This window comes from Leptospira barantonii, from assembly GCF_002811925.1.
Classification (GTDB): domain Bacteria; phylum Spirochaetota; class Leptospiria; order Leptospirales; family Leptospiraceae; genus Leptospira; species Leptospira barantonii.
Genome location: NZ_NPDS01000008.1, coordinates 12,911 through 33,467, shown reverse-complemented (window position 1 = coordinate 33,467; position 20,557 = coordinate 12,911). Strand labels below are relative to the sequence as shown.

Below are 20,557 nucleotides of genomic sequence, written 5' to 3'. Positions count from 1 at the left end.
TCGTTTCAGGATTTTTTTCCGGTGGAGAATTCCATTTCAATTTCTTCCTTACCGGCAATCAGTTTCGCCTTACCGCCCGACTTCAAGGCTCCGAAAAGAATTTCTTCGGAGATTCTTTTCGAGATATTTGCGTCGATCCATCTTTGAACGGGTCTTGCGCCGAACTCGGGAGTGTAGGCCTTATCCGCGATGTAAACCAGAACATCTTCCTGAAACTCTAGTTCAATTTGTTTAGAATTCAATCGTTCCTGCAAGAGGGCAAGCTGTTTTGCAACTACTTTAGTTACATTTTCCTGGCTCAAAGAAGCGAACTCGATGACGGCGGTTAATCGATTTCGAAACTCGGGAGAAAATTGTTTTTCAATCGCCTTGAGACTTCGATCTTCCAAGACGTCGTTTGCAAAACCGACTGGATTTGTGGAACGTTCTCGAGCGCCCGTGTTCGTAGTCATCACGAGAATCACCTGACGGAAATCCGATTTTCTTCCGTTATTGTCCGTTAAGGTCGCGTGATCCATGATCTGCAAAAGAATATTATAAATATCCTCGTGCGCTTTTTCGATCTCATCCAAAAGAAGGACACAATGCGGATTTCTATAGATCGCATCGGTGAGTTGTCCGCCTTGTTCGAAGCCCACATAACCCGGAGGTGATCCGATCAAACGAGAAACGGTATGTTTTTCCATATACTCGCTCATATCAAAACGAACGAGTTCCACACCCAGAATCTCCGCGAGTTTTCGAGTGAGTTCCGTTTTACCGACGCCGGTCGGACCTGCAAAAAGAAAAGAACCGACGGGTTTACCGGGCTCGGAAAGTCCGCTTCTGGAAAGTCGAATCGACTGAACGAGCTGATCGATCGCGGTTTCTTGTCCGTAAATCTTAGCCTTTAGATCTTGATCGAGATTTTTGAGTTTTTCACGATCGTCCGCTTTCACGGTAACCGACGGAACCTTTGCGATCTTGGAAACCAAGTCCTCGATCTCGCGAACCGTAACCGTTTTTTTACCGCCTTCTCTGAGACGAACGCGCGCACCCGCCTCGTCCAAAAGATCGATCGCCTTGTCGGGAAGTTTTCTATCGAGAATGTATCTCGCCGATAACTCCGCGGCTTGTTCCACCGCCGGAGCCGAATATTTTACTTTATGAAAGGATTCATATTTATCCAAAAGACCTTTTAGGATTTCGATCGTTTCCGAGATGGACGGTTCGCCGACTTCCACCTTTTGGAATCTTCTGGAAAGTGCATGATCTTTTTCGAATATAGTTTTGAATTCTTTGTAAGTGGTCGTTCCGATACAACGCAATTCTCCGCTGGAAAGCGCGGGTTTTAAAAGATTGGAAGCGTCCAAAGAACCGCCCGAAACTGCACCCGCGCCGATGATCGTATGAATCTCGTCTATGAACAAAACGTGATCGTCTTCGGCGGTGATCTGAGTGACCACGTTCTTCAGTCTTTCTTCGAATTCTCCTCTGAACTTGGTTCCAGCGAGCAAAAGTCCCATATCCAGAGAATATACTTTCAAATTTCGTAATGGTTCCGGAACCTTTCCGTCCACAACTCTTTGTGCAAGACCTTCCACGATGGAGGTTTTACCGACTCCAGCTTCGCCCACAAAGATCGGATTGTTCTTTCTTCTTCTGCAAAGAATATGAATCGTCCGATCGAGTTCGTCTTCTCGACCGACCATTGGATCGAGTTTTCCTTCTTTTGCCCTTGCGGTAAGATCCACACAAAATGCCTTGAGCGGATCGGAAACTTTTTCGCCGTCTTCTCCGATGATTTCCTTATCTCTGTTTTTTGAATCCTTACGAATTCCATGAGAGATATAACGAACGATGTCCAGTCTGGAAATGTCTTGAGAACCTAAAAAGTAAACCGCGTTGGATTGATCTTCTCGGAAAAGAGCCGCAAGAACGTCTCCCCCGTCCATCTTTTTGTTTCTTGTAGATTGAACGTGAAACTCGGCGAGTTGAAGAACGTGTTGAACTCCGATCGTATAAATCGGATCCACATCGCCGGAAGATTCCGGAAAGGATTCGAGTTCGCTTTCCAGATAATTCGTTAAGTCCTTGCGCAAACGATCCAGGTCGGCGCCGCAAGCCCCTAAAACTTCCTTACCTACCGAATCATAGGTCAAGGCCAAAAGGATATGTTCCAATGTGATGAATTCGTTTCTTCTTTTTTTGGCTTCTTCCCAAGCCAATCTCAGTGTGCGTTCCATTTCTTCCGTAAGAATCATGATTCCTCCTCTCCTTCCTCCACTTCCATCGTACAGTGAAGCGGATATCCGTGTTGTTCCGCCAATTGTTGAACTTGTATGACCTTGGTCCTCGCAACGTCGTGCGAATAAACGCCGCATAACGCTTTCCCCGTTATGTGCGCTTTCAACATGATCTGTTGACTTTCAGCCCTGCTTCTGTGAAAGACCACTTGTAAAATCCAAACGACGAATTCCATCGGAGTAAAATCGTCGTTGAGAATGATGACTCTGTATTTGGAAGGACGTTTGAGTTTGACCTTCTCTTTGGTGAGGGTTTGCTCCTCCGTATCGAATCGAAAGATATCGCTCATGATTCGCAATTCTCCCGATCCTCGGACGAGGCTCCGAAAGTTTTAGAAATTCCGGAAGTTCCGTTTGAAAAAAAAGCGTTTGTTTGAACTTCCTTTAAGGGAGAATGTTCGTTAGTTTCGTGGATCATTTCCTGCATGTGCAGTCTTTCCTCTTTGAGGAAACGTTCAATCGCATTTCTCGCACCGGGATGAAAAATCATATGAGAACTGTATGTGGGAACGGCGGGAAAACCTCGCAGAAATTTATGTTCTCCCTGAGCTCCCGCCTCGAAGACGCGGATTTTTTTCCGAATCGCGTAATCGATCAACTGATAAAAACAACATTCAAAATGAAGGTGAGAATAGTATTCCACACAACCCCAATATCTTCCGTATAAAAAATCACCTTTCCGAAGATTGAATGTTCCCGCGATCGGATTTCCGTCCCGATACGCGATTACAAGAACGATCCGATCGGAGAACGTTTCGAAGATGGAATCGAAAAAGGTTTGGTTCAAATACGCAGAACCCCATTTCCGAGAATGTGTATCGGAATAAAAATTCCAGATCGCTTTTTGATCGGCGGATGAAATTTCATTCCCTTCCAAAACTCGAATGTCTAGTCCGTAACTTCGAACGATTTCCCGTTCTCTTTTGATCTGCATTCTTTTTTTGGATTTCATCGCTCCGAGATAATCGTCGAAGGTTGAATAGCCCGCGTTGATCCAGTGATATTGATGCGAAAGCCTTGTCGCAAATCCGTATTCGGAAAGAATTTCGGATTCTTCCTTTTCCAAAAATAAAAAATGAACTCCGGACAAACCTTCCCTCTCGCAAAAACGAAGCAATTCGGGAACAAGATAAGAACAAACTTCTTTTAACGTTAGACGTTCATCGTGTAGAATTCTTTTTCCCGTGGCGGGTGTAAATGGAACGGCGACCAAACCCTTAGGATAATAATTCAGACCGGACTTCGCGAAGAATTGAGCCCACTGAAAATCGAAGATGTATTCTCCGTAAGAATCGAATTTTAGAAACAATGGAATCGCCGCGCTGAAACGATCCTCTTTCCAAAGAACGCAGTATTTTTGAATCCAAGAAGTGGAAGAACCGATACAGCGAGAAATCTCCAATGATCGGAGAAAATCGTATTCTAAAAACGGACTTTGGCGATCGGATATGCGATTCCATTCTTCCTTGGAAATCGAGGAGACGGAATCTAAAAACTCAACTCGGATGCCGGTCGAAGAATGAGAAGACATGCTAATCCTTGGACGATTTTCGTCGCCGTTTTGTCAGAGATCCAGTGAAAAATGCTTTCGAATCTTTTGAACCGCTCGGTGCGTTATGACCTTTATGTTGGATTCGGAAAGACCGGTTCGTTCGGAAACTTCTCGGACGCTCATACCGTCCAGTTTGAGGTGGGTGAGAATCTGTTTTTGCCGTTCGTCCAGAACGTTCAACCATTCCCTTAGGATTTCCCTCGCCTTTTCGGGCTCGTCCTCTTCCAGAGGTTCCGGAGAAGCGAAGAAGTCCAGATTGTCCGTGGTATAAGTGCGGTCTCCGACTTTCTTCTTACGAAGATAATCGATCGTTTTGTATCGAGCGATCGCAAACACCCAGGGAGCCGGATGTCGGTCGGCACGGTAAGAATCTCTCGCTTTATGAAGTCCGATTAATATCTCTTGAACCAAGTCCTCTCGATCCTCCGCATTTGTGATTCTGGGAACGAGATAGGATCTGAGAATTCCGGTCACGAGACGGAGAAACTTTTCGTAAGATTGCGAATCCCCTTCCCGGGCCTTGCCGATTAGGAGCGAACATTCTTCCCAGATTTCTTTTTTAGCTGACATGTAACTAACTGCTAAGAACCTTCGAATAGATAAGAGACGGTCCTACGAACTTGGATGCGTCTGTAACAAGTTGAAATCGATCCGTTCCAGTTTGAATTGGGAAGAAATTATTGTCCAACCATTCTTGAAAATTGGAAAATTTCCGAAGATAGTGTGCAAAAGATGCCTCGTAAAGATGAAACAACCGAATCCTTGATTCAAAGAATGGCCGAAGAAACTCCGACTCGAAAGTATGATCGGAATTGGTTCGCGATTTTAGGTCCGGTCTTTGCGGTCATTCTTTCTTTGTATCTTCTTTCCTTGTTTCCGCTCACAAGCCGTTTGATTCATATTCCGACTTTGTTTCCCGATTTTCTTTGGATCACTCTGATCGCATCGTATTCGTTTTGGATTTTATCTCAGTTGCGTTTTCCGGAAGAATCGTTTACCAAGGCGGCTCGTTTCCCTCTTCTTCTGGCGTTTCTTTGGATTCTTTATTCCGTGGGAATGTTCGCTTGGGACCTGATCGCGGATCACGAAATCCATACCCATATCGGTAGATGTTGGCTGATTCTTTTTCTTACGAGTCTTCTTTTGGCCGGAAGCGGAATTTTAATCTTGAGAATGGGCAAACCGGGAAATCCGGTTTTAGCGGCCGCGGTACTTTCCGTATTCAGTCTGGCTCTTGCGAACTTCTGTTTGAAATTCGTTTGTAGCGATCAATCTTCGTTTCATATTCTTGTCTCTCACGTCTTTTCAAGTCTTGGATTTTTCGGCTTTGGCTTTTTTCTATTTAAGAATATTTTGAAATGGTGATGGATTTGTCGGGGTTCCGACAAGATCTGTAGCGGAATGGCGCCCCACCCCGCATAGCACCCCGTAGGAAAGCTACGCGCTGAGTTTTTTGGGTAGAGGGGTGAGGAGCGATCCGTAGAGAGCGACTCGCTGAGTTCAGGTGGGCATTTTGCGAGGATTTTGCTATATCAGAAAATTCTAATTTAGTAAAGTAAAATTCCGATTCACGGCGTTCGTCGGAACTCCGACAAAGTCAGCGAAATGTATGAGCATAACACTCCCTAAGGATCGCGTAGGATGATTTTAACTGCGTTGAAAGCCGCTCGTGAGACTCCGTTGCTCGCTAGCAATTTGGCTCTCTATGGGATTATCTTTGCTTCGCAAAGAACTTTCGATTTCGCTCCGCTATCTACAGCAATTTAGCTCCCTATGGGTCGCTAAATTCCCATGCCGTTCGAAAAACGTCCTCGTCTTCCGCAAAACGAATCAACTTCGATAAAAATGGATCTTCCGACAAAGTGGAACTATCCCCGACACAAAGTAAAAGATCTCTGGCTCTGGTCATTCCCACATTGATCCTTCTAGACTCTTTTAAAAATCCGGAACGACCTTCCGAATTGGAACGAACAAATCCGAGAAGAATACAACGATTCTCCCTTCCCTGAAATGAATCGATCGTCGAAACTCCGACCTTTGAAAAACCCGCTTCCTTTAACTTTTCGGAAATCAGTCGAACCTGCGCGCGGTATGGAGAAAGAATCGTGATTTCCTCTTGGGGCCAACCGTTCACTTGTAAAATGGAACAAAGACCGATTTGTAAATCCGCCTCGTAAGGATTGGTGAGACTGTCGTCCACGGAAACTTCTTCGCTGTCGGTTCCCGCGGTATCGATCCATTGAAACGACTTTGGAAACGGAAACGCTTCCGAAAAATTCGAGGCTCTTTCGTTTTGAGGACGACCCGATTTTAAAAGATTAGAATAGAATTCCTTCGACGGAAACGAAGCGATCTCGTCCTTCATTCTATACTGGGTATCGAGTAGAAAAACGCGACCCGATTGACTTAACCTTTCCGCGGCCTTTTCAAAAAGGGTCAGCTCAAGAGAATTCCTATCCGAAAACAAGGTCGGAGGCAACTGTTTATGATCCCCCGCCAAGATCGCTCGATCCGATTTTAAAATCGGAATCCAAAACGCGGGTTCAAGCGCTTGAGAAGATTCGTCTAACACACAAAAGTCGAAGGTCCTGTCTTCCAATACGGAACGAGCGGAAGCCACCGGCGTGGAAACGATCACCGGATGTGAGGAAATCAAACTGTCGATCAGACCCTTTTCCATGGAGCGAATGGTCTTTTTAAGTTCTTTTACTTCTGCAAAAAGATTCTTTCTTTCCTCTCTTTCTTTTTCGCCGAAGTTCCTTTTAAACTTTTTGGCTTGTTTCGAAATTTCGACCACGTCCCTTCTGTAGTCGCTTAACAATTTGCCATCGGGATGATGAAAAAGTTTATAATCCAAGGTAGAATGCAAAGCGGCTTCACTGATCCTCGCGGGATGACCGAGTCTCAAAACGGAAATTCCTTTTGCGGAAATCGATTCCACAAGAAGATCGCAAGCGGAATGTGTGGGTGCGGATACGAGAACCTTTTTGTCCTCCGCTACGATTTGATTCACAATTTCGGTTAACGTAGTCGTCTTTCCGGTGCCCGGAGGTCCGTGAATGATAGAAACATCCTCGGAAAGAACACAATGCAGAACTGCATTCTTTTGAGAATCGTTTAGACTTGGGGTCATTCTTCCCAAAATTCGAGAACGATCGGTTTCGCGAATGTGAATCGGATCGGGTTTTCCATAACCTAACAGAAGTTCTCGGTTTACGTATAAACGAGTTCCTTTCGTGGCGGAGGAAACGACGTCTAACGCGTGAAACATTTCCTTATAAGAGGTTTCATCGGGAAGAAGATCGAGAAAACACTTTCCTTCCTCCGTCCATTCCGGAACCTCTTCGACGGAGATCCGAATTCTTTCCTTATGAAGGGAAACCAAAACGGCTCGAATTCGATCCTCACCTTTGCCGATCTGAACCGGTGCGCCCGATTGAAACTTTGCCGGATATTCTTCCTGATCCGGAAAACGAAAGGTTAGAATCCAACTTCCTTCTCGGCCGAGGGATTGTTCTTCATAAACTAACGGATGTAAGGTGATTCCGAGTTTAACTCGATCTTGAAGAGGACGCGACAACCAGTCTTTGGAAAAAAGAGAATCTTCTTCTTTCTTTTCTCTTTCGAGTTCGGATCGAACGAACTCCAACTCGGAAATCGAGTCGGAGAATTTTTGTTCCTTCAAAACCGATCGGGAGAAAGGACTACGATTCTGTAGACCTGTGATTTTTGATCGTCTCTTGTGGGAAGACTTTCCGCGAATTGAATCGCGCTGGCTAAGGTTGTTCCGGTCGTTTGTCCGGCGAAAATTCCTTCTTTTTGATAGAGCTCGGATTGGTAAAGAAGGGCTTGTTCCCGATCGACTCCGACGTATTCGTCCACAATCTTAGGATCAAAAGACTCGGGCAGATGAATTCCGTGTTCGTGTTGGATCATCTTGCGAATGAATCTGGATTTTTGGCTTACGCCCATAATGACTCGAACGCCGGATTTCTTGGATTTTAAAAATCTTCCGACACCGGAAATCGATCCGCCGGAACCGCCGCCCGCCACAAACGCGTCCACGCTTCCGCCGAGATCTCTCCAGATTTCGGGTCCGGTAAAAAGATAATGCGCGTTCGTGTTCGCCATATCCTTGTATTCGTTTAAGATGACCGTATTCTTTTCTTTTTCTTTGATGTCTTTGGCTCTTTTCAAAAGAGCATCGTCCCAATTCCCTTTTGCTTCGGGAACGATTTCCACATGAGCGCCGAATGTCTGAAGGTCTTTGATCTTTTGAGGATCGGTATCGCTTGCAACAAGACAACGAAACTTATACTGACGAATCGTACAGATCCAAGCGAGACTGATCGCGGTCGTGTTGTATCCCGGTTGGATCACTTGTCCCCCCGGTTTCAATTCTCCCCTTCTTTCGGATGAGAGAAGCATGGACAATGCGGTCCTATCTTTTACGGAACCGGTAGGATTGCAGAATTCGGCTTTGAGATAAAATTCCACATTGGGAATGTGTGAACCGATTTGATTCAAGCGGATGAGCGGAGTGTTCCCGATCATCTGCAAGATCGTTTCTTTTACGGGTTTTGCTACGCTGAGCTCCCGTCCAAAAGATTTCTGAATGTTGTTCAGCGCACCGAGGAAACTGTTTCCAAACTCGTCTATCGAACGGGATATTTCATCAAACATAGGTATTCGGCAGAATTATATAGCGTACAACCAAGGTTCAACTTCTTTCTGCTTTTTTTCAAACTCTCCGATCTTACTTTCCTGTTTCAAGGTCAGTCCGATATCGTCGAGTCCGTTGTAAAGACAGTATTTGCGAAAAGAATCCACTTCGAAACCGTATACTTTTCCGGTCGGCCCGGTTACGGTTTGTTTGTCGAGATCCACGACGATCTTCGCGCCTACGTTAGCGGAAACGGCTTGGAACAATTCTTCCACTTCTTCCGATTTTAAAACGACAGGAAGCATTCCGTTCTTAAAGCAGTTGTTGAAAAAGATATCCGCATAAGAGGGAGCGATGATGGATCTGAATCCGTAATCTTCCAAGGCCCAAGGTGCGTGTTCTCTAGAAGATCCGCAACCGAAGTTGTCTCTGGTTAAAAGAACCGAAGCTCCCTTGTATCTTTCTTGGTTCAGGGAGAATTCAGGATTCGGTTTTGTTCCCGCGTCGTCCAAATATCTCCAGTCGTGAAAAAGATGTACTCCGAATCCGGTTCTTTCGATTTTTCGAAGGAATTGTTTCGGAATGATCTGATCCGTATCGACGTTCGGTCTGTCGAGCAACGCCGCGATTCCGTTTAATACAGTAAAAGGTTTCATAATATTCTTATATTCCTATCGATTATTTCCAGTTTCGGATGTCTACGAATCGACCTTCGATCGCCGCGGCCGCCGCCATTTCCGGTCCCACGAGATGTGTACGTCCGCCCTTTCCTTGACGACCTTCGAAGTTTCTGTTCGAAGTGGAAGCACAACGATCTCCCGGTTCAAGAACGTCGTCGTTCATCGCGAGACACATGGAACAACCCGGATTTCTCCATTCAAAACCCGCGGCGGTAAAAACCTTATCCAAACCTTCTTGTTCGGCTTGGCGTTTTACTCTTCCGGAACCGGGAACCACGATCGCTTGCACCTTGGAAGAAACTTGTTTTCCTTTGATGGTTGCGGCCGCGGCTCTTAGATCCTCGATTCTGGAGTTGGTGCAGGAACCGATGAATACCTTGTTGATCGTAATGTCTTCGATCTTTTCTCCAGGCGTTAAACCCATGTATTTGAGCGCGGATTCGATTCCGATCTTATCGATCGCGTCGGTTGCGTCGCTCGGACTTGGAACGGTTCCTTTTACGGAAACGACTTGGCTTGGAGAAGTTCCCCAGGTTACCATCGGAGCGATTTCGTCAGCGTGAAGAACTACGGTCGTATCGAACTTCGCACCTTCGTCGGTTACATAACGTTTCCATTTCTTTACGGCGAGATCCCATTCCGCGCCTTTCGGAGCGAAATCTTTTCCTTGAATATAATTGAATGTGGTTTCGTCCGGCGCGATGAGACCCGCTCTTGCTCCGGCTTCGATCGACATGTTGCAGATCGTCATTCTCGCTTCCATACTCAGAGCCTGGATCGCAGAACCGCGATATTCGATCACATAACCGGTAGCGCCTGCGGTTCCGATTTTACCGATGATCGCAAGAATGATGTCCTTTGCGGTTACTTTGTCTGAAAGTTTTCCATCGACTCGGATCTCCATAGTCTTCGCTCTTTTTTGAACGAGGGTTTGAGTCGCGAGAACGTGTTCCACTTCGCTCGTTCCGATTCCGAAAGCGAGAGCGCCGAAAGCGCCGTGAGTGGATGTATGAGAATCACCGCATACGATGGTCATACCCGGATGAGTGAGCCCCATTTCGGGAGCAATCACGTGAATGATTCCTTGGTCCGGATTTTGAAAGTCATAAAGACGGATTCCGTTTTCGTCGCAGTTCTTCTTCAAGGTCTGCATTTGAATCGCGGAAATCGGATCTGCGAGGCTAAGATCCCGAGTGCGCGTGGAAACGTTATGATCCATTGTCGCGAAAGTCGCCTCGGGACGGCGGACTTTTCTGCCCGCGAGTTTGAGTCCTTCGAAAGCCTGGGGGCTTGTAACTTCATGAATGAGATGACGATCAATATATACTAGATATGATCCCGCATCCAGTTCTCCGACTAGATGGTCTTCCCAGATTTTTTCGAACATTGTCTTCATTGGATTCTAATACTCCCCGAAAGAAATTCTTTCGGACTTTGTGGATTGGATTTTTTTCTCGCAATTGAGAAAGGATATCCGTCGTATTTCCATCGTCGGAACATCGGGTCTTTTCGTCTACCCGGATCTATTGTAAGCCATGGAGAATGAATTTGGAAGAATGAAAAATTCTAACGGGCGCGAAAAACGTAGACCGTTTTCCCGAGGCTGATCTCGTCGAAATCGTAAAGGACCCTCGGTCTTAGAATTTTCTTTCCGTTTAAATAAGTTCCCGCGTCGGAAATCAAATCATACAACACGAAACGGTTTTTGATCTTGCGAATTCTCGCGTGGAGTTTGCTGACCCCCGGATCGGCAACGAGAACGTCGGAAAATTCTCCGTTGCCAAGAGTGGTTTCCGCCTTACGGATCGGAACCTGTTTGCCGGGAGATCTTCCTTCTTTTTGAATCAGAGTCGCAAGATCATAGGCTTCCGCCGCATCGAATTCGGACTCGCTCACCGGCAAGGAACGGGAAACGTAAACTCCCTCGGGGTTCGCATACGGGGAAGAATGAAACTGATCCCCGTACATTCTTTGATATACTTCCCGTTCTTCTCCCCTCGCGTGAAATCTTCGTTCGGCTTCTCCGCTCACCCGGTCGGGAATTTCTTCGGGTTCTCCTTTCTCGCGTCGGAACAATAGGATCAATCCGATCAAGGTGAGAATGAGCAGAAATCCGATCGTAGGAAGAAAAACACCGGGACTTAAAAACACAAAACGAAGTTGTTTTACAACTCCAGGTTTGTATGTGAACGTGAATTTTCCACCCTTGGAAGATTCCCAGTCCCCTCGGATAAAATCCCCTTCTCCTTTCCAAAAATCGTTTTGAAATGGAGAATCATATCGGACTTCCGCAGGATGTTTGTGAAAGTATTCCAAATCCGTTAAGAACTTGGAGAGAAAGTCCTGAGACTCCACGTCGTAAAAATCTCCGCCGTAGATCCGAACGAGTTCGTAATTAGAAACGTTGCGTCGACCGATCACCTGCAAAGGCAAACCGCCGGTGGACAATCCTTGTCTGAGTCCGGGTGGAAGTCTGTAGTCGTTGTCGGAAACAAGAAGCGAAAGATAGGATTCTCCCGTTAAAATCGCATTCACTTTTTGGAATACTAGATCGAGGTTGGTTCCCGTGTTGCGATTGCTAAGAGAACCGGGAACTCTCGCCTTTGCGAGCGCGGCTTGTCTGTCTAAATCCTTTTCGACCACAAGAAGATCGTCCGAAAAAAAGATAAAACTGAAATGGTCTTCCTCCCCGGAAGCCTGAACCACTTTTTGAAGGAATCGAGTGTTGAAATTATTCTCTTCGAGTGAGGTTCCCGATTGAACTAAAAAAACGGAATGAACCGGACGACTTCCTTCTTTTCGGAGAACCCTCGGCCGCAATACGGTTCTTGTTTCCGATCCTCTGGATTCTCGGATCAGAAAATTCTCCCGTTCCATAGGAAATTGTTTTTTATCCCGAATGAAAAGTTGTACGGTCGGAAAGGATGAAGAGTCCGCGTCTTCCATGACAAACGGAGACTTCTGCGCAAAAAGCGGAGCAGAAAATAAAATCAGTGTTAGGAGAACCGCATAACCCATCGTTGGCACTCGACTATCTTATAGATCAGGTTCCTTGTTCAAACAGTTTTTTTCCGTACGGTGATCGGAGAATCCACTCACCGCGAGTCGGTCTCTTGAGAACTTCGGCCCAATCCCCTTGATAGAGGATACTTATAGTATCGGCCAACGCCTTCACGATTGGGATTTCGTGTGTGATAAAAATGAGAGAAAGTCCCTTTTCCTTTCTGAATTTCATCAATAGTTTGAGAACCTCCGCCTCGCTGATCGGATCGAGGGCGGCCGTGGGTTCGTCGGCGACTACAATCCCGGCCCCGGAATAAACCGCGAGAAGAATGAGAATTCTCTGTCTTTCTCCTCCGGAAAGGCGGCTCGGAAGGGAATCAAAAGCCTTTTGCGGATCGGCGATTTGAATCGATTCGAGTAAGGGAAGAATTTTCTTTTTTTCGGCGATCTCCGGGTTCGTTAAGGAGAACGCTTCGATAATTTGAGATCCCGTCTTTCGATACGGATGAAATCCCCAGATCGGATTTTGCGGAACCAAGGCGATTTTTTTTCCGCGCAGGGTTTGCCATTCTCTTTCGGTCAGATAACGGGAATCCTGACCTAACAACGAAAAACGATCGGACCTTTGAAAAAGTTCCTTATCCGTCATTCCCAAAAGACAGGATGCGAACGTGGATTTGCCGCTTCCCGATTCTCCCACGATACAATGAACCTCGCCCGAATTCAAAGTGAAATCGATTCCTTTTAGGATATGATGCCCCGGTGTGGAAACCTTGAGATTGGAAATTTCGATTACGGGAGAATTCGCCAAAGAACTTTTATTCCATCTTGAAGAGGTTGTATTCCACGATACTACAGAGGATATGTCCGATTAAGATATGAGATTCCTGGATTCTCGCGGTTACGTTGCTCGGAACGATCACGTCGAGGTCCGAAAGATTTTTCATCTTACCGCCGTCTCCGCCTAACAACGATATGGTTTTTACGCCTCTGGTTTTCGCCTTTTCCAATGCGAGTAAAACGTTTTTGGAATTTCCGCTTGTGGAAAGTCCGATCAAAAGATCTCCCTTTCTTCCGAACGCTTCGATCTGTCTTGAAAAAACTTCTTCATAACCGTAGTCGTTCGAACACGCGGTTAGAACCGCCGAGTCCGCGGAAAGAGAAAGAGCGGGTAACGCTTTTCTTTCGTTTCCGGATTTGTATCGTACCACGAGTTCCGCCGCGATATGAGAAGCGTCGCAGGAAGAACCTCCGTTCCCGCAAAGATAAACCGTGTTCCCGGTTTGTAAAACCTTGGAAACCATTTCCCCCGCTTTGGTGATATCGTCCAGGACAGAATCGATTAATTTCTGTTTGGTGGTAATGGAATCCCGGATCTGACCGAGCGCGATTTCCTTTATATCCATCTTAGTTTGTTCCTCTTTTTTTTCGAATCAGTTCGAGTACTTGAAAAAATTCTTTCTTTGCCTTTTCGAAATCCTGAAGGGAAAGATTCTCCGTATACGGAGAATTCTCCTTTTGATTTCCGCTCACGTTTAAAAAATACAACTCATCCGAGATGATGCTCTTCAGTCGTTTTGTAGAGTTAGACTGAAAAAATTGTTCGAAGTCTGCGCCCATATACACGAGAAGAATTCCGATGATGTTCGGTTTTAAACGGATGAATACCTGTTGTTTCCAAAACGGTTCCCAGTTATAAAAGTCTTTCCAGGTTTCTTGGGAGGAACCGGTTTCTCCATACAAAACTTTTAAATCCTCGTCGATTCCTTCGGGTTGAAATCTGGAAAACACGCTCTTTAAATCGGAATGTTCATAGGAAAGAATTCGATTGAGTTCGGCTTCCGGAACAAAAACGACCCCGCTGATCTTATCACCTTGTGCGCTCAAAAAATTTCCGGTGCTGACTACGAGAGAATATTCCCTTCCCGATTTTTCTTTTCCTTCGAGACGAAACAGCTTAGGACCGTTCTTTAGAAGTTTATAATATTTCGTTTCGTGAACGACCCCGCCCGTTTTTTTTCTCGTGACGAAAAAACGATCCGCCTTTTCCCGAAGTTCCGCGAGTTCCCTTTTATAACCGTAACTTTCCCGGACCGGAGGTGTTTCTTCTTCGGGACCTTTTTTTCTTTTCTTCCGTTTAAAAATCGAAAGAAACTTTGAGAAAAAAGTCTTAACCGCGCCCATAGTCCTCTTTCACGTTGGAAGGGCGTTCCACCATTCCGTTTTCCAGCTCGTATTGTTTTGCGTCCTTTAGAAAAGTTGAATATGCCGAAGAAACCGCAATGACCCAACCCGGAAAGCCGTCCAAAAATCCGAACTTAAAAAAATACGTTTCCATGAACTTGGAAAACGGTTTATAAATCGTTCTTAAACTCGAGAATTTTTTTCCCTTTTTTTGTCTTGTATAAGCGACGATCGAGGAGAACTGATTGATCGTATTGACCTGATGTGTAAGATCTCGAAAACTATAGTGAATGATGTCCCCGTGGATTTTATTTCCTTTTCCACGGATGCTGATATAATCGTGCGGATTTTCTCCGACCCAGACCGCGCTTCCCTTTCGAAAGATTCGATAACGGTATTGAGGATACCAGCCGCCGAAACGGATGAATCGTCCCATGTGAAAGGTCAAACGCGAAACTTGAAATCCGTTTACGGTTTCGTCGTCTTTCTTTTGTTTGAAGGTAAGAATCGAATTTTTGAGTTCGGGTGAAACCCTTTCATCGGCGTCCAAAGAAAGAATCCAATCGAATTTACAAAGAGCGATCGCGTCGTTCTTCTGTTCGATATGACCTTTGAATTTCTGTTTATAAAATTTCACGGAAGGATAGGACTTGGAGATCTTTTCGGTTTTGTCCGTGCTGACCGAATCCAAAATCACGATCTCATCGGCTATGTCCAAACAAGAATCGATGCAGGGACCGATGTTCTTTTCTTCGTTGTATGTGATGATTGCGACCGAAAGTTTGATTCCCGACGTGGAATCGGGGGTTTGCGTTTTTTTTGCTGTCTTCTTTTTCTTGGTTGGAATTGATTTTCCCATCTGTTCGATTGATTCCCGGAACCGGTTCTTTTTTCTAATGGTAGAATGAATTCTTTCTCTGTCATTGGTTTTTTATGGGAAAATTGGACGAACTTCGGGGGACACATTTGAAAGATCGAATCGTAAACGGACTCGGAACCGCTTCCTTATTTTCTCTCGGTTTATTCTTACTTGCGTTTCCGCAATCGGTGAGCGTATCTCAGATCTTCGGCGGACTTACGATCGCAACGACATATCCCTTGTTTTTTTTGGAGGAAGAATCCAAACGGACTTGGAAACGAGTTTGTGTTCCGTTCCTCCTTTTTTTCGGGATTTATATTCTTCTTTTTGTTTCGTCTTTGATCCACGCAGAAACCTATTCTCCCTTTTTTAAAAAGTTTTTAAAACAATCCGAGTTCGGCGATTTTTGGATGCTTCTTCTTTTCCCCGCGGCCTTTCTCGTCGCTTCCAAAGAAAAAAATCAAACGATCCTAAAACGGTTTTTGTTCGCTTCCGTATCCATCGCGATCCTGCTCGGTTGTATCAGTCTTTTCTCGGAGGTGCGGCTCGGAAAATTCGTTTCCAACGGATTCCGATACGCGCCCGGAGATAGGCTCCAACATTTTTCAGGAAAGATCGGACCGATCAAATTGTATCTTCCGATCGGAATGATGAATACGCACCTAACGTTCGGCGGTTTGTTGGGTTTGGTTTTGCCGGGGCTTTTTGTGGATTGGTTTCAATCGCTTAAGGGCAAAAAGAATTTCGTTTTTATTCTCAAAACCTTTTTGGTATTTGCAGGATTTATCATACTCTTTTTCAATCAAAGCCGATCGGTTTGGCTGGGAGTTTTTGTAGTTTTTGTTTTGTTGATTTTGAAAGGAACCTTTTCTCTGCGGAAGAATCTTCCCGCTGTCTCGCTGAAAACCAAATTGATCACGGGCCTGACTCTAATCGTTTTGTTTTTTGGAGCCGGTTATTTATTCCGAAACAACTGGCTGATCCAGAGATCGATTTCGCAAATATTCGAAGTTCATAATACGGAAAATCAAAGGTATTATATCTATAAAAATACGATTCCGCTTGTGAAAGAACATTGGCTCGCCGGGGTCGGCGGAGGAAATTACAAGGATTCTCATTGGAAAGAATCCTCCCAAATGATCGAACAAGCGGAACAACTCTGGTATGAACTTTTCATCACACCGAGAGGACACGCACACAACGACCTTCTTCACTTCGTAACGACGGGAGGAATTTTTGCGGGAATTCTATTTCTGCTTTTTTGGGGAAGATTGTTCGTTTCGTTTTTTCAAAAAAACTTCGATTCGACGACGGGCATTCCAATTCTTGCGATCGGTGTTTTGAGTTTATTTCCCGCGGGATTTTTTCAGTGTTATCTTTTGGACGACGAGGTGGTTTTGCCATTCTTCGCTTTTTGCGGAATCTTTTTGGGTGGAAGATGGAATTCTCTCAACGATGACGAAATCGCCGACCCAAACAAGAACATCCAAATGCAACCGAACGATTCCGGTCTTCCATTCTCCCTTTTCAAAGAAAACAAGGGACTTCTTTGGAAAACGATCGGATCCATTGGAGTTCCGATTTTGTTGTATTGGCTTTTTTGGATTCCCCGTCTCAACTTAGAACCTTTGGAAGTTTACAACAGAAGGGTTCGTTCCGCGGACCTCGCCCTCATCAAGGAAGTTCAAAAGAATATTCTAAAATACGAAATCGATTCCGAAAAAAATTCGTATGTAAATAAAAACGGAGCTGAACCAACCGCCGGAATGAAACTTACGATCGAACAAGCCTCGCTTCCCTTTCAAGTGGAAGGCTGTCTAACGCATCTGTATCCGAATCCGCCGGAGCCTAGAAAAACCCCGTTCAGCTTTGCGATTTATGTGCCCGAGAATTCTTCAAACGCTCCGAAAACCGCGACGATTACGATCGTGTCCAGAGATTCTTTCGATCAGGATCAACTCTATTGGGCGCACGGAGAAAGCGATTTAGGAACGATTTCCGTACATCTTCAAAAGGGAAAAAACGAAATTCTGGTTCCGAATTTTCTTTTGGATACACATCCGAAAGAATTTCCTACGGAGGTCTTTTTTAGGGATTTCAAAATTCGGTATTCAGATTATGAAACGGGCAAAAGCCCGGATTTACCGAAACTTTATTTTGGAAGAGTTTGCGATACCTCAATTCGTCTGACACGATAAACACGTCCGAGAATCGATGGTACCTGGAGCGAGACTCGAACTCGCACGAGATTGCTCTCACAGGATTTTAAGTCCTGGGTGTCTACCATTCCACCATCCAGGCAGATTCAAAGCGATGAGGCGTCGCCCGGATTCGAACCGGGGATCAAGCTTTTGCAGAGCCATGCCTTACCACTTGGCCACGACGCCGTTATAGGGTATGATTTTAAGGGAAAGATCAGTGTCAATAGAAAAGTCTTTATGAGGCAGAGAAGAACCTATTTTTATCGACTCGACGGAAGAGGAAGGCTCTTTCACGATTCTTCCGAATTGAAGGATCCGGAATTTCTGGATTTTTTCAACGAAAGAATTCGTAAGAACGATACGGGAGAACATTCCGAATATCCATTTCTGTCGGTTTGCAACGGAGAATGGAATTTCATCCAACCCGCGACTACGGTTTTTGTTTTTAAAAAACTGGAGAATGGTAAACTGTATTATTCACCGAATCTTTCGGTGTTTTTTCAACCCGAGAATTTAAAAATCCGCGAAGAATCCTTAATTCATCCCGCGCCTCTTGAGGAATGGGGAACTTTTTCCTCCGAATTGCTTCTTGAATTTTCCAAACGAATTACAAACGTTCACGGAAAGCTCGAATTTGTTTTTGAAAACCGCACCTACCCCTTGTCCGAAAAGTAAACAGAGTATATTCAGTTTTAAGAATATATCAATCTTTCTAAAATTTTAGAAAAAATCGCAGTCGTCTTCAACTTATATGCAACTCTTCAGATTTAAACCCTGAATTCTAACGCGTCCAAAATACGATTTATTCACAAATATTAATTTATAAATATTGAATGTAATTTCAAAGATCAGACTGTCGCATTTTTCGATTCTTCTTGCGTAAATTCCTCGGATGTACACTGTGAATCACTTTTTATCGGAGGAAAATTCCAAATGTTATCACAAGAAGAGACGGGAAATCTATTAGGACCCTTGTCCATCAGCATAGCCACAAGAGATTCGAAACTAAGACCTCATTTCGCAAGGGCGTTCGGAGTCCGTTTGAGCGAGGACCAAAAAAGAATGACCGTATTGTTGCCTCAGGTCGTCGCGTCTCATTGTTTGCAGGACATAGAGGACAATGCACAGATTGCAACCACGATCGCGCACATGTCCTCCTTTCAAACCCGTCAATTCAAGGGAAAGGTTACCGGAATCGAAAGCTGCACGGAAGAAGATTACGAACTTATGAAAAACATTCGAGAAGCCGGTGGAGAAACGAGTTCCTTATTCTTCGGACCCAAAGCGGGAGAAGGATGGAGAAAATACATTTTGAAACCTGCGATTGCGATCACGTTCGAATTGAGCGAACTCTTTGATCAATCACCGGGAGCGAAGGCGGGAGAAAAACTAAAATGATACCTGAAAATCTTCAACCCTGTCTGCAAGGAATCGTTCCGAGTATCATGGTTACTTCTTCCAAGGAAGGAATCCCGAACGCTACGATCGTAAGCCAAGTGTATCAAGTGGACGATTCTCACGTTGCGATCTCGAATCAATTCTTCGGTAAAACACATACGAATTCCGTGGAAAACAAATACGCGATGCTTCAAGTTCTCAATCCGGAAACGTTGGAACCTTGGATCATGGACATATACTACCAAAGAACCGAAACCGAAGGCGATCTATTCGACGCGATGGAAATGCAGTTGGACGCGATCGCTTCCATGTCCGGGATGAGCGAAATTTTCAAACTCAAGGCCGCCGATATTTTCGAGGTCCGTTCTGCGCGGATTCTTTCGGAAGCAAAGGAAGCATAACGTGTCAAACGACTTGGAAATCGAGGAATTCAAAAAACAGTTTATCGAAAACCAAAAAGGAATCGAGGAACTCAACCAAAAGCTGAATCGGAAAACTCAAGAAGTGGAAATCATCCAATCGATTTCCACGGAGATTCTCAACACGTTGGACCTGGTTCTGATCTTCGAAAGAATCATGAAGGTGATGGACGAGGTTTTCGGGTTCAAACACGCGATGATTCTTATGGTGGAAGAGAATTGCGAACTTCTAAAAGTCGTCGCAAGCCGAGGTTACGAACAAAGCGGGATCGGTGCGACGGTAGAATTCGGAAAAGGAGTGATCGGAGTAGTCGCGAAAAAAAGAAAGATTATGCGTATGGTGGGAATCAGCACGCAGATGCGTTATGCGGGACAGATCGGACAATCCATGGGAATGGAGGAAAAGAAGATCGAACTACCCGGCCTTAAAGACGCAAAAAGTCAAATCGCGATCCCCCTTCTCGTAAAGGAAAAACTGCTCGGTGTTTTTGCGGTGGAAAGCGAGGAGATCAACGCTTTTAAACTTCTGGACGAAATGATCTTGAGCATCGTAGGAAATCAGATCGCGGTCGCGATCGAAAACGCCGCGGCCTATCACACACAACAACAATTGTCCGAGGCCTACAGCCGATTCGTTCCAAAAGAACTTCTTTCCATACTCAGCAAGAAGTCGATTTTGGAAACCCAACTCGCGGATCAGACGGAAGGTTTGATGACGGTTATGTTTTCGGATATCCGAGGATTTACTACCCTTTCCGAAAAGATGACCCCGAACGAGAACTTTCGTTTTATCAACGACTACCTCGGGATGATTGCGCCTTTGATCAAAGAACATTCGGGTTTTATCGATAAGTTTATCGGAGACGCAATTATGGCGATCTTTCCTGCAAGAGCCGAAGACGCGGTCGAAGCCTCTCTTGCGATGATGCGCGCCTTAAAAAAATTCAATCAAATGCGGGAAGAACAAGGTCAAGATCCGATCGATATCGGAATCGGAATTCATACGGGTCATCTTATGTTGGGTATCATCGGTCACGAAAATCGTATGGAAGGAACGGTGATCGGGGACAGCGTCAATTTGGCTTCTCGAATCGAAGGTCTAACGAAACAGTTCCAATGTTCAATCATTGCGAGCGAGGTGACGATCGCTTCTTTGAAAGAACCCGAACGGTTTCAACACGTCTTTTTAGACGAGGTTACCGTTAAAGGCAAATCGCAAGCGGTGAAGGTTTACAAAATCGAAAATCCGATCCAATAAACTACACAATCAAATCCGATGAAATCGGATGTTTATAAAAACATAATAAAAATAG

The 20,557-nt window shown here is 45.0% G+C and carries 19 protein-coding genes and 2 tRNA genes; 6 read left to right on the top strand and 15 right to left on the bottom strand.

Annotated elements, in window-relative coordinates; all coding sequences use genetic code 11:
- Positions 1–5 precede the first annotated feature (5 nt).
- From clpA to CH367_RS16720, 4 genes are read right to left on the bottom strand one after another with little or no spacing between them, the layout of a single operon-like run.
- The gene (gene clpA, locus CH367_RS16735) at positions 6–2,243 is read right to left on the bottom strand and encodes an ATP-dependent Clp protease ATP-binding subunit ClpA (protein WP_100763649.1); all 2,238 of its coding nucleotides are present in this window, start codon (positions 2,241–2,243) and stop codon (positions 6–8) included.
- Positions 2,240–2,575 (bottom strand): ATP-dependent Clp protease adapter ClpS, encoded by a 336-nt coding sequence (gene clpS / locus CH367_RS16730; protein ID WP_020985550.1) that lies wholly within the window; start codon positions 2,573–2,575, stop codon positions 2,240–2,242. The genes clpA and clpS overlap by 4 nt, the downstream gene beginning before the upstream one ends.
- A complete protein-coding gene (locus CH367_RS16725; protein ID WP_100763648.1) occupies positions 2,572–3,816 on the bottom strand; it encodes a GNAT family N-acetyltransferase in 1,245 nt (414 codons plus the stop codon). Before CH367_RS16725 ends, clpS begins: the two co-directional genes overlap by 4 nt.
- A 33-nt stretch (positions 3,817–3,849) precedes the next feature.
- Positions 3,850–4,407 (bottom strand): sigma-70 family RNA polymerase sigma factor, encoded by a 558-nt coding sequence (locus tag CH367_RS16720; protein ID WP_100763647.1) that lies wholly within the window; start codon positions 4,405–4,407, stop codon positions 3,850–3,852.
- A gap of 162 nt (positions 4,408–4,569) precedes the next feature.
- Between CH367_RS16720 and CH367_RS16715 the strand changes: the two genes are divergently transcribed.
- Positions 4,570–5,202 (top strand): NrsF family protein, encoded by a 633-nt coding sequence (locus CH367_RS16715; RefSeq protein ID WP_100763646.1) that lies wholly within the window; start codon positions 4,570–4,572, stop codon positions 5,200–5,202.
- A 406-nt stretch (positions 5,203–5,608) separates the two neighbouring features.
- Here CH367_RS16715 and CH367_RS16710 read toward each other — a convergent pair whose 3' ends face one another.
- The 9 genes from CH367_RS16710 to CH367_RS16665 all read right to left on the bottom strand — a co-directional run bounded on the left by CH367_RS16710 (position 5,609) and on the right by CH367_RS16665 (position 15,226).
- Complete coding sequence (locus CH367_RS16710) at positions 5,609–7,522, bottom strand: AAA domain-containing protein (RefSeq protein WP_100763645.1); 1,914 nt, start codon at positions 7,520–7,522, stop codon at positions 5,609–5,611.
- The gene (locus CH367_RS16705) at positions 7,519–8,520 is read right to left on the bottom strand and encodes a PLP-dependent cysteine synthase family protein (protein ID WP_100763644.1); all 1,002 of its coding nucleotides are present in this window, start codon (positions 8,518–8,520) and stop codon (positions 7,519–7,521) included. The genes CH367_RS16710 and CH367_RS16705 overlap by 4 nt, the downstream gene beginning before the upstream one ends.
- Positions 8,521–8,535: 15 nt before the next feature.
- A complete protein-coding gene (gene leuD, locus CH367_RS16700; RefSeq protein WP_100763643.1) occupies positions 8,536–9,156 on the bottom strand; it encodes a 3-isopropylmalate dehydratase small subunit in 621 nt (206 codons plus the stop codon).
- 22 nt (positions 9,157–9,178) lie between these two features.
- Entirely contained in the window at positions 9,179–10,576 is a 1,398-nt protein-coding gene (gene leuC / locus CH367_RS16695) for a 3-isopropylmalate dehydratase large subunit (protein ID WP_100763642.1), read from the bottom strand.
- Between the two features lie 170 nt (positions 10,577–10,746).
- Entirely contained in the window at positions 10,747–12,198 is a 1,452-nt protein-coding gene (locus CH367_RS16685; RefSeq protein WP_100763641.1) for an FHA domain-containing protein, read from the bottom strand.
- A gap of 25 nt (positions 12,199–12,223) precedes the next feature.
- Entirely contained in the window at positions 12,224–12,994 is a 771-nt protein-coding gene (locus CH367_RS16680) for an ATP-binding cassette domain-containing protein (RefSeq protein WP_100763640.1), read from the bottom strand.
- Between the two features lie 7 nt (positions 12,995–13,001).
- Complete coding sequence (gene gmhA, locus CH367_RS16675; protein WP_100763639.1) at positions 13,002–13,589, bottom strand: D-sedoheptulose 7-phosphate isomerase; 588 nt, start codon at positions 13,587–13,589, stop codon at positions 13,002–13,004.
- Between the two features lies 1 nt (position 13,590).
- On the bottom strand, positions 13,591–14,367 hold the full coding sequence (locus CH367_RS16670) for an LBBP_01157 family protein (RefSeq protein ID WP_100763638.1): 777 nt from the start codon (positions 14,365–14,367) through the stop codon (positions 13,591–13,593).
- Positions 14,354–15,226, bottom strand: a complete 873-nt coding sequence (locus CH367_RS16665) for a glycosyltransferase family 2 protein (protein WP_100763637.1) — start codon at positions 15,224–15,226, stop codon at positions 14,354–14,356. The genes CH367_RS16670 and CH367_RS16665 overlap by 14 nt, the downstream gene beginning before the upstream one ends.
- A gap of 107 nt (positions 15,227–15,333) precedes the next feature.
- On the opposite strand from CH367_RS16665, the gene CH367_RS16660 reads away from it, so the two are divergent.
- Positions 15,334–17,424 (top strand): O-antigen ligase family protein, encoded by a 2,091-nt coding sequence (locus CH367_RS16660; RefSeq protein WP_100763832.1) that lies wholly within the window; start codon positions 15,334–15,336, stop codon positions 17,422–17,424.
- A 17-nt stretch (positions 17,425–17,441) separates the two neighbouring features.
- Here the strand turns inward: CH367_RS16660 and CH367_RS16655 are convergent.
- Both CH367_RS16655 and CH367_RS16650 read right to left on the bottom strand, forming a co-directional pair.
- A tRNA-Leu gene (locus tag CH367_RS16655) sits at positions 17,442–17,527 on the bottom strand.
- Between the two features lie 15 nt (positions 17,528–17,542).
- A tRNA-Cys gene (locus CH367_RS16650) sits at positions 17,543–17,613 on the bottom strand.
- Positions 17,614–17,664: 51 nt separating this feature from the next.
- Here CH367_RS16650 and CH367_RS16645 point away from each other — a divergent pair.
- The 4 genes from CH367_RS16645 (at position 17,665) to CH367_RS16630 (ending at position 20,502) form a co-directional block, all read left to right on the top strand.
- The gene (locus CH367_RS16645; RefSeq protein ID WP_100763636.1) at positions 17,665–18,102 is read left to right on the top strand and encodes a DUF4505 family protein; all 438 of its coding nucleotides are present in this window, start codon (positions 17,665–17,667) and stop codon (positions 18,100–18,102) included.
- Positions 18,103–18,360: 258 nt separating this feature from the next.
- Positions 18,361–18,825 carry a hypothetical protein gene (locus CH367_RS16640; RefSeq protein ID WP_100763635.1) on the top strand — a complete coding sequence of 155 codons (465 nt, stop codon included), beginning with the start codon at positions 18,361–18,363 and terminating at the stop codon, positions 18,823–18,825.
- Positions 18,822–19,226, top strand: a complete 405-nt coding sequence (locus tag CH367_RS16635; RefSeq protein WP_100763634.1) for a pyridoxamine 5'-phosphate oxidase family protein — start codon at positions 18,822–18,824, stop codon at positions 19,224–19,226. The genes CH367_RS16640 and CH367_RS16635 overlap by 4 nt, the downstream gene beginning before the upstream one ends.
- A gap of 1 nt (position 19,227) precedes the next feature.
- The gene (locus CH367_RS16630) at positions 19,228–20,502 is read left to right on the top strand and encodes an adenylate/guanylate cyclase domain-containing protein (protein ID WP_100763633.1); all 1,275 of its coding nucleotides are present in this window, start codon (positions 19,228–19,230) and stop codon (positions 20,500–20,502) included.
- The last annotated feature ends 55 nt before the right edge of the window (positions 20,503–20,557 follow it).

Coding starts and splice junctions, on each gene's coding strand:
- CH367_RS16715 (WP_100763646.1), top strand. CDS start 4,570: ATGCCTCGTAAAGATGAAACAACCGAATCCTTGATTCAAAGAATGGCC.
- leuD (WP_100763643.1), bottom strand. CDS start 9,156: ATGAAACCTTTTACTGTATTAAACGGAATCGCGGCGTTGCTCGACAGA.
- clpS (WP_020985550.1), bottom strand. CDS start 2,575: ATGAGCGATATCTTTCGATTCGATACGGAGGAGCAAACCCTCACCAAA.
- CH367_RS16670 (WP_100763638.1), bottom strand. CDS start 14,367: ATGGGCGCGGTTAAGACTTTTTTCTCAAAGTTTCTTTCGATTTTTAAA.
- CH367_RS16645 (WP_100763636.1), top strand. CDS start 17,665: ATGAGGCAGAGAAGAACCTATTTTTATCGACTCGACGGAAGAGGAAGG.
- CH367_RS16665 (WP_100763637.1), bottom strand. CDS start 15,226: ATGGGAAAATCAATTCCAACCAAGAAAAAGAAGACAGCAAAAAAAACG.
- CH367_RS16705 (WP_100763644.1), bottom strand. CDS start 8,520: ATGTTTGATGAAATATCCCGTTCGATAGACGAGTTTGGAAACAGTTTC.
- CH367_RS16725 (WP_100763648.1), bottom strand. CDS start 3,816: ATGTCTTCTCATTCTTCGACCGGCATCCGAGTTGAGTTTTTAGATTCC.
- CH367_RS16685 (WP_100763641.1), bottom strand. CDS start 12,198: ATGGGTTATGCGGTTCTCCTAACACTGATTTTATTTTCTGCTCCGCTT.
- CH367_RS16635 (WP_100763634.1), top strand. CDS start 18,822: ATGATACCTGAAAATCTTCAACCCTGTCTGCAAGGAATCGTTCCGAGT.
- clpA (WP_100763649.1), bottom strand. CDS start 2,243: ATGATTCTTACGGAAGAAATGGAACGCACACTGAGATTGGCTTGGGAA.
- CH367_RS16640 (WP_100763635.1), top strand. CDS start 18,361: ATGTTATCACAAGAAGAGACGGGAAATCTATTAGGACCCTTGTCCATC.
- gmhA (WP_100763639.1), bottom strand. CDS start 13,589: ATGGATATAAAGGAAATCGCGCTCGGTCAGATCCGGGATTCCATTACC.
- leuC (WP_100763642.1), bottom strand. CDS start 10,576: ATGAAGACAATGTTCGAAAAAATCTGGGAAGACCATCTAGTCGGAGAA.
- CH367_RS16720 (WP_100763647.1), bottom strand. CDS start 4,407: ATGTCAGCTAAAAAAGAAATCTGGGAAGAATGTTCGCTCCTAATCGGC.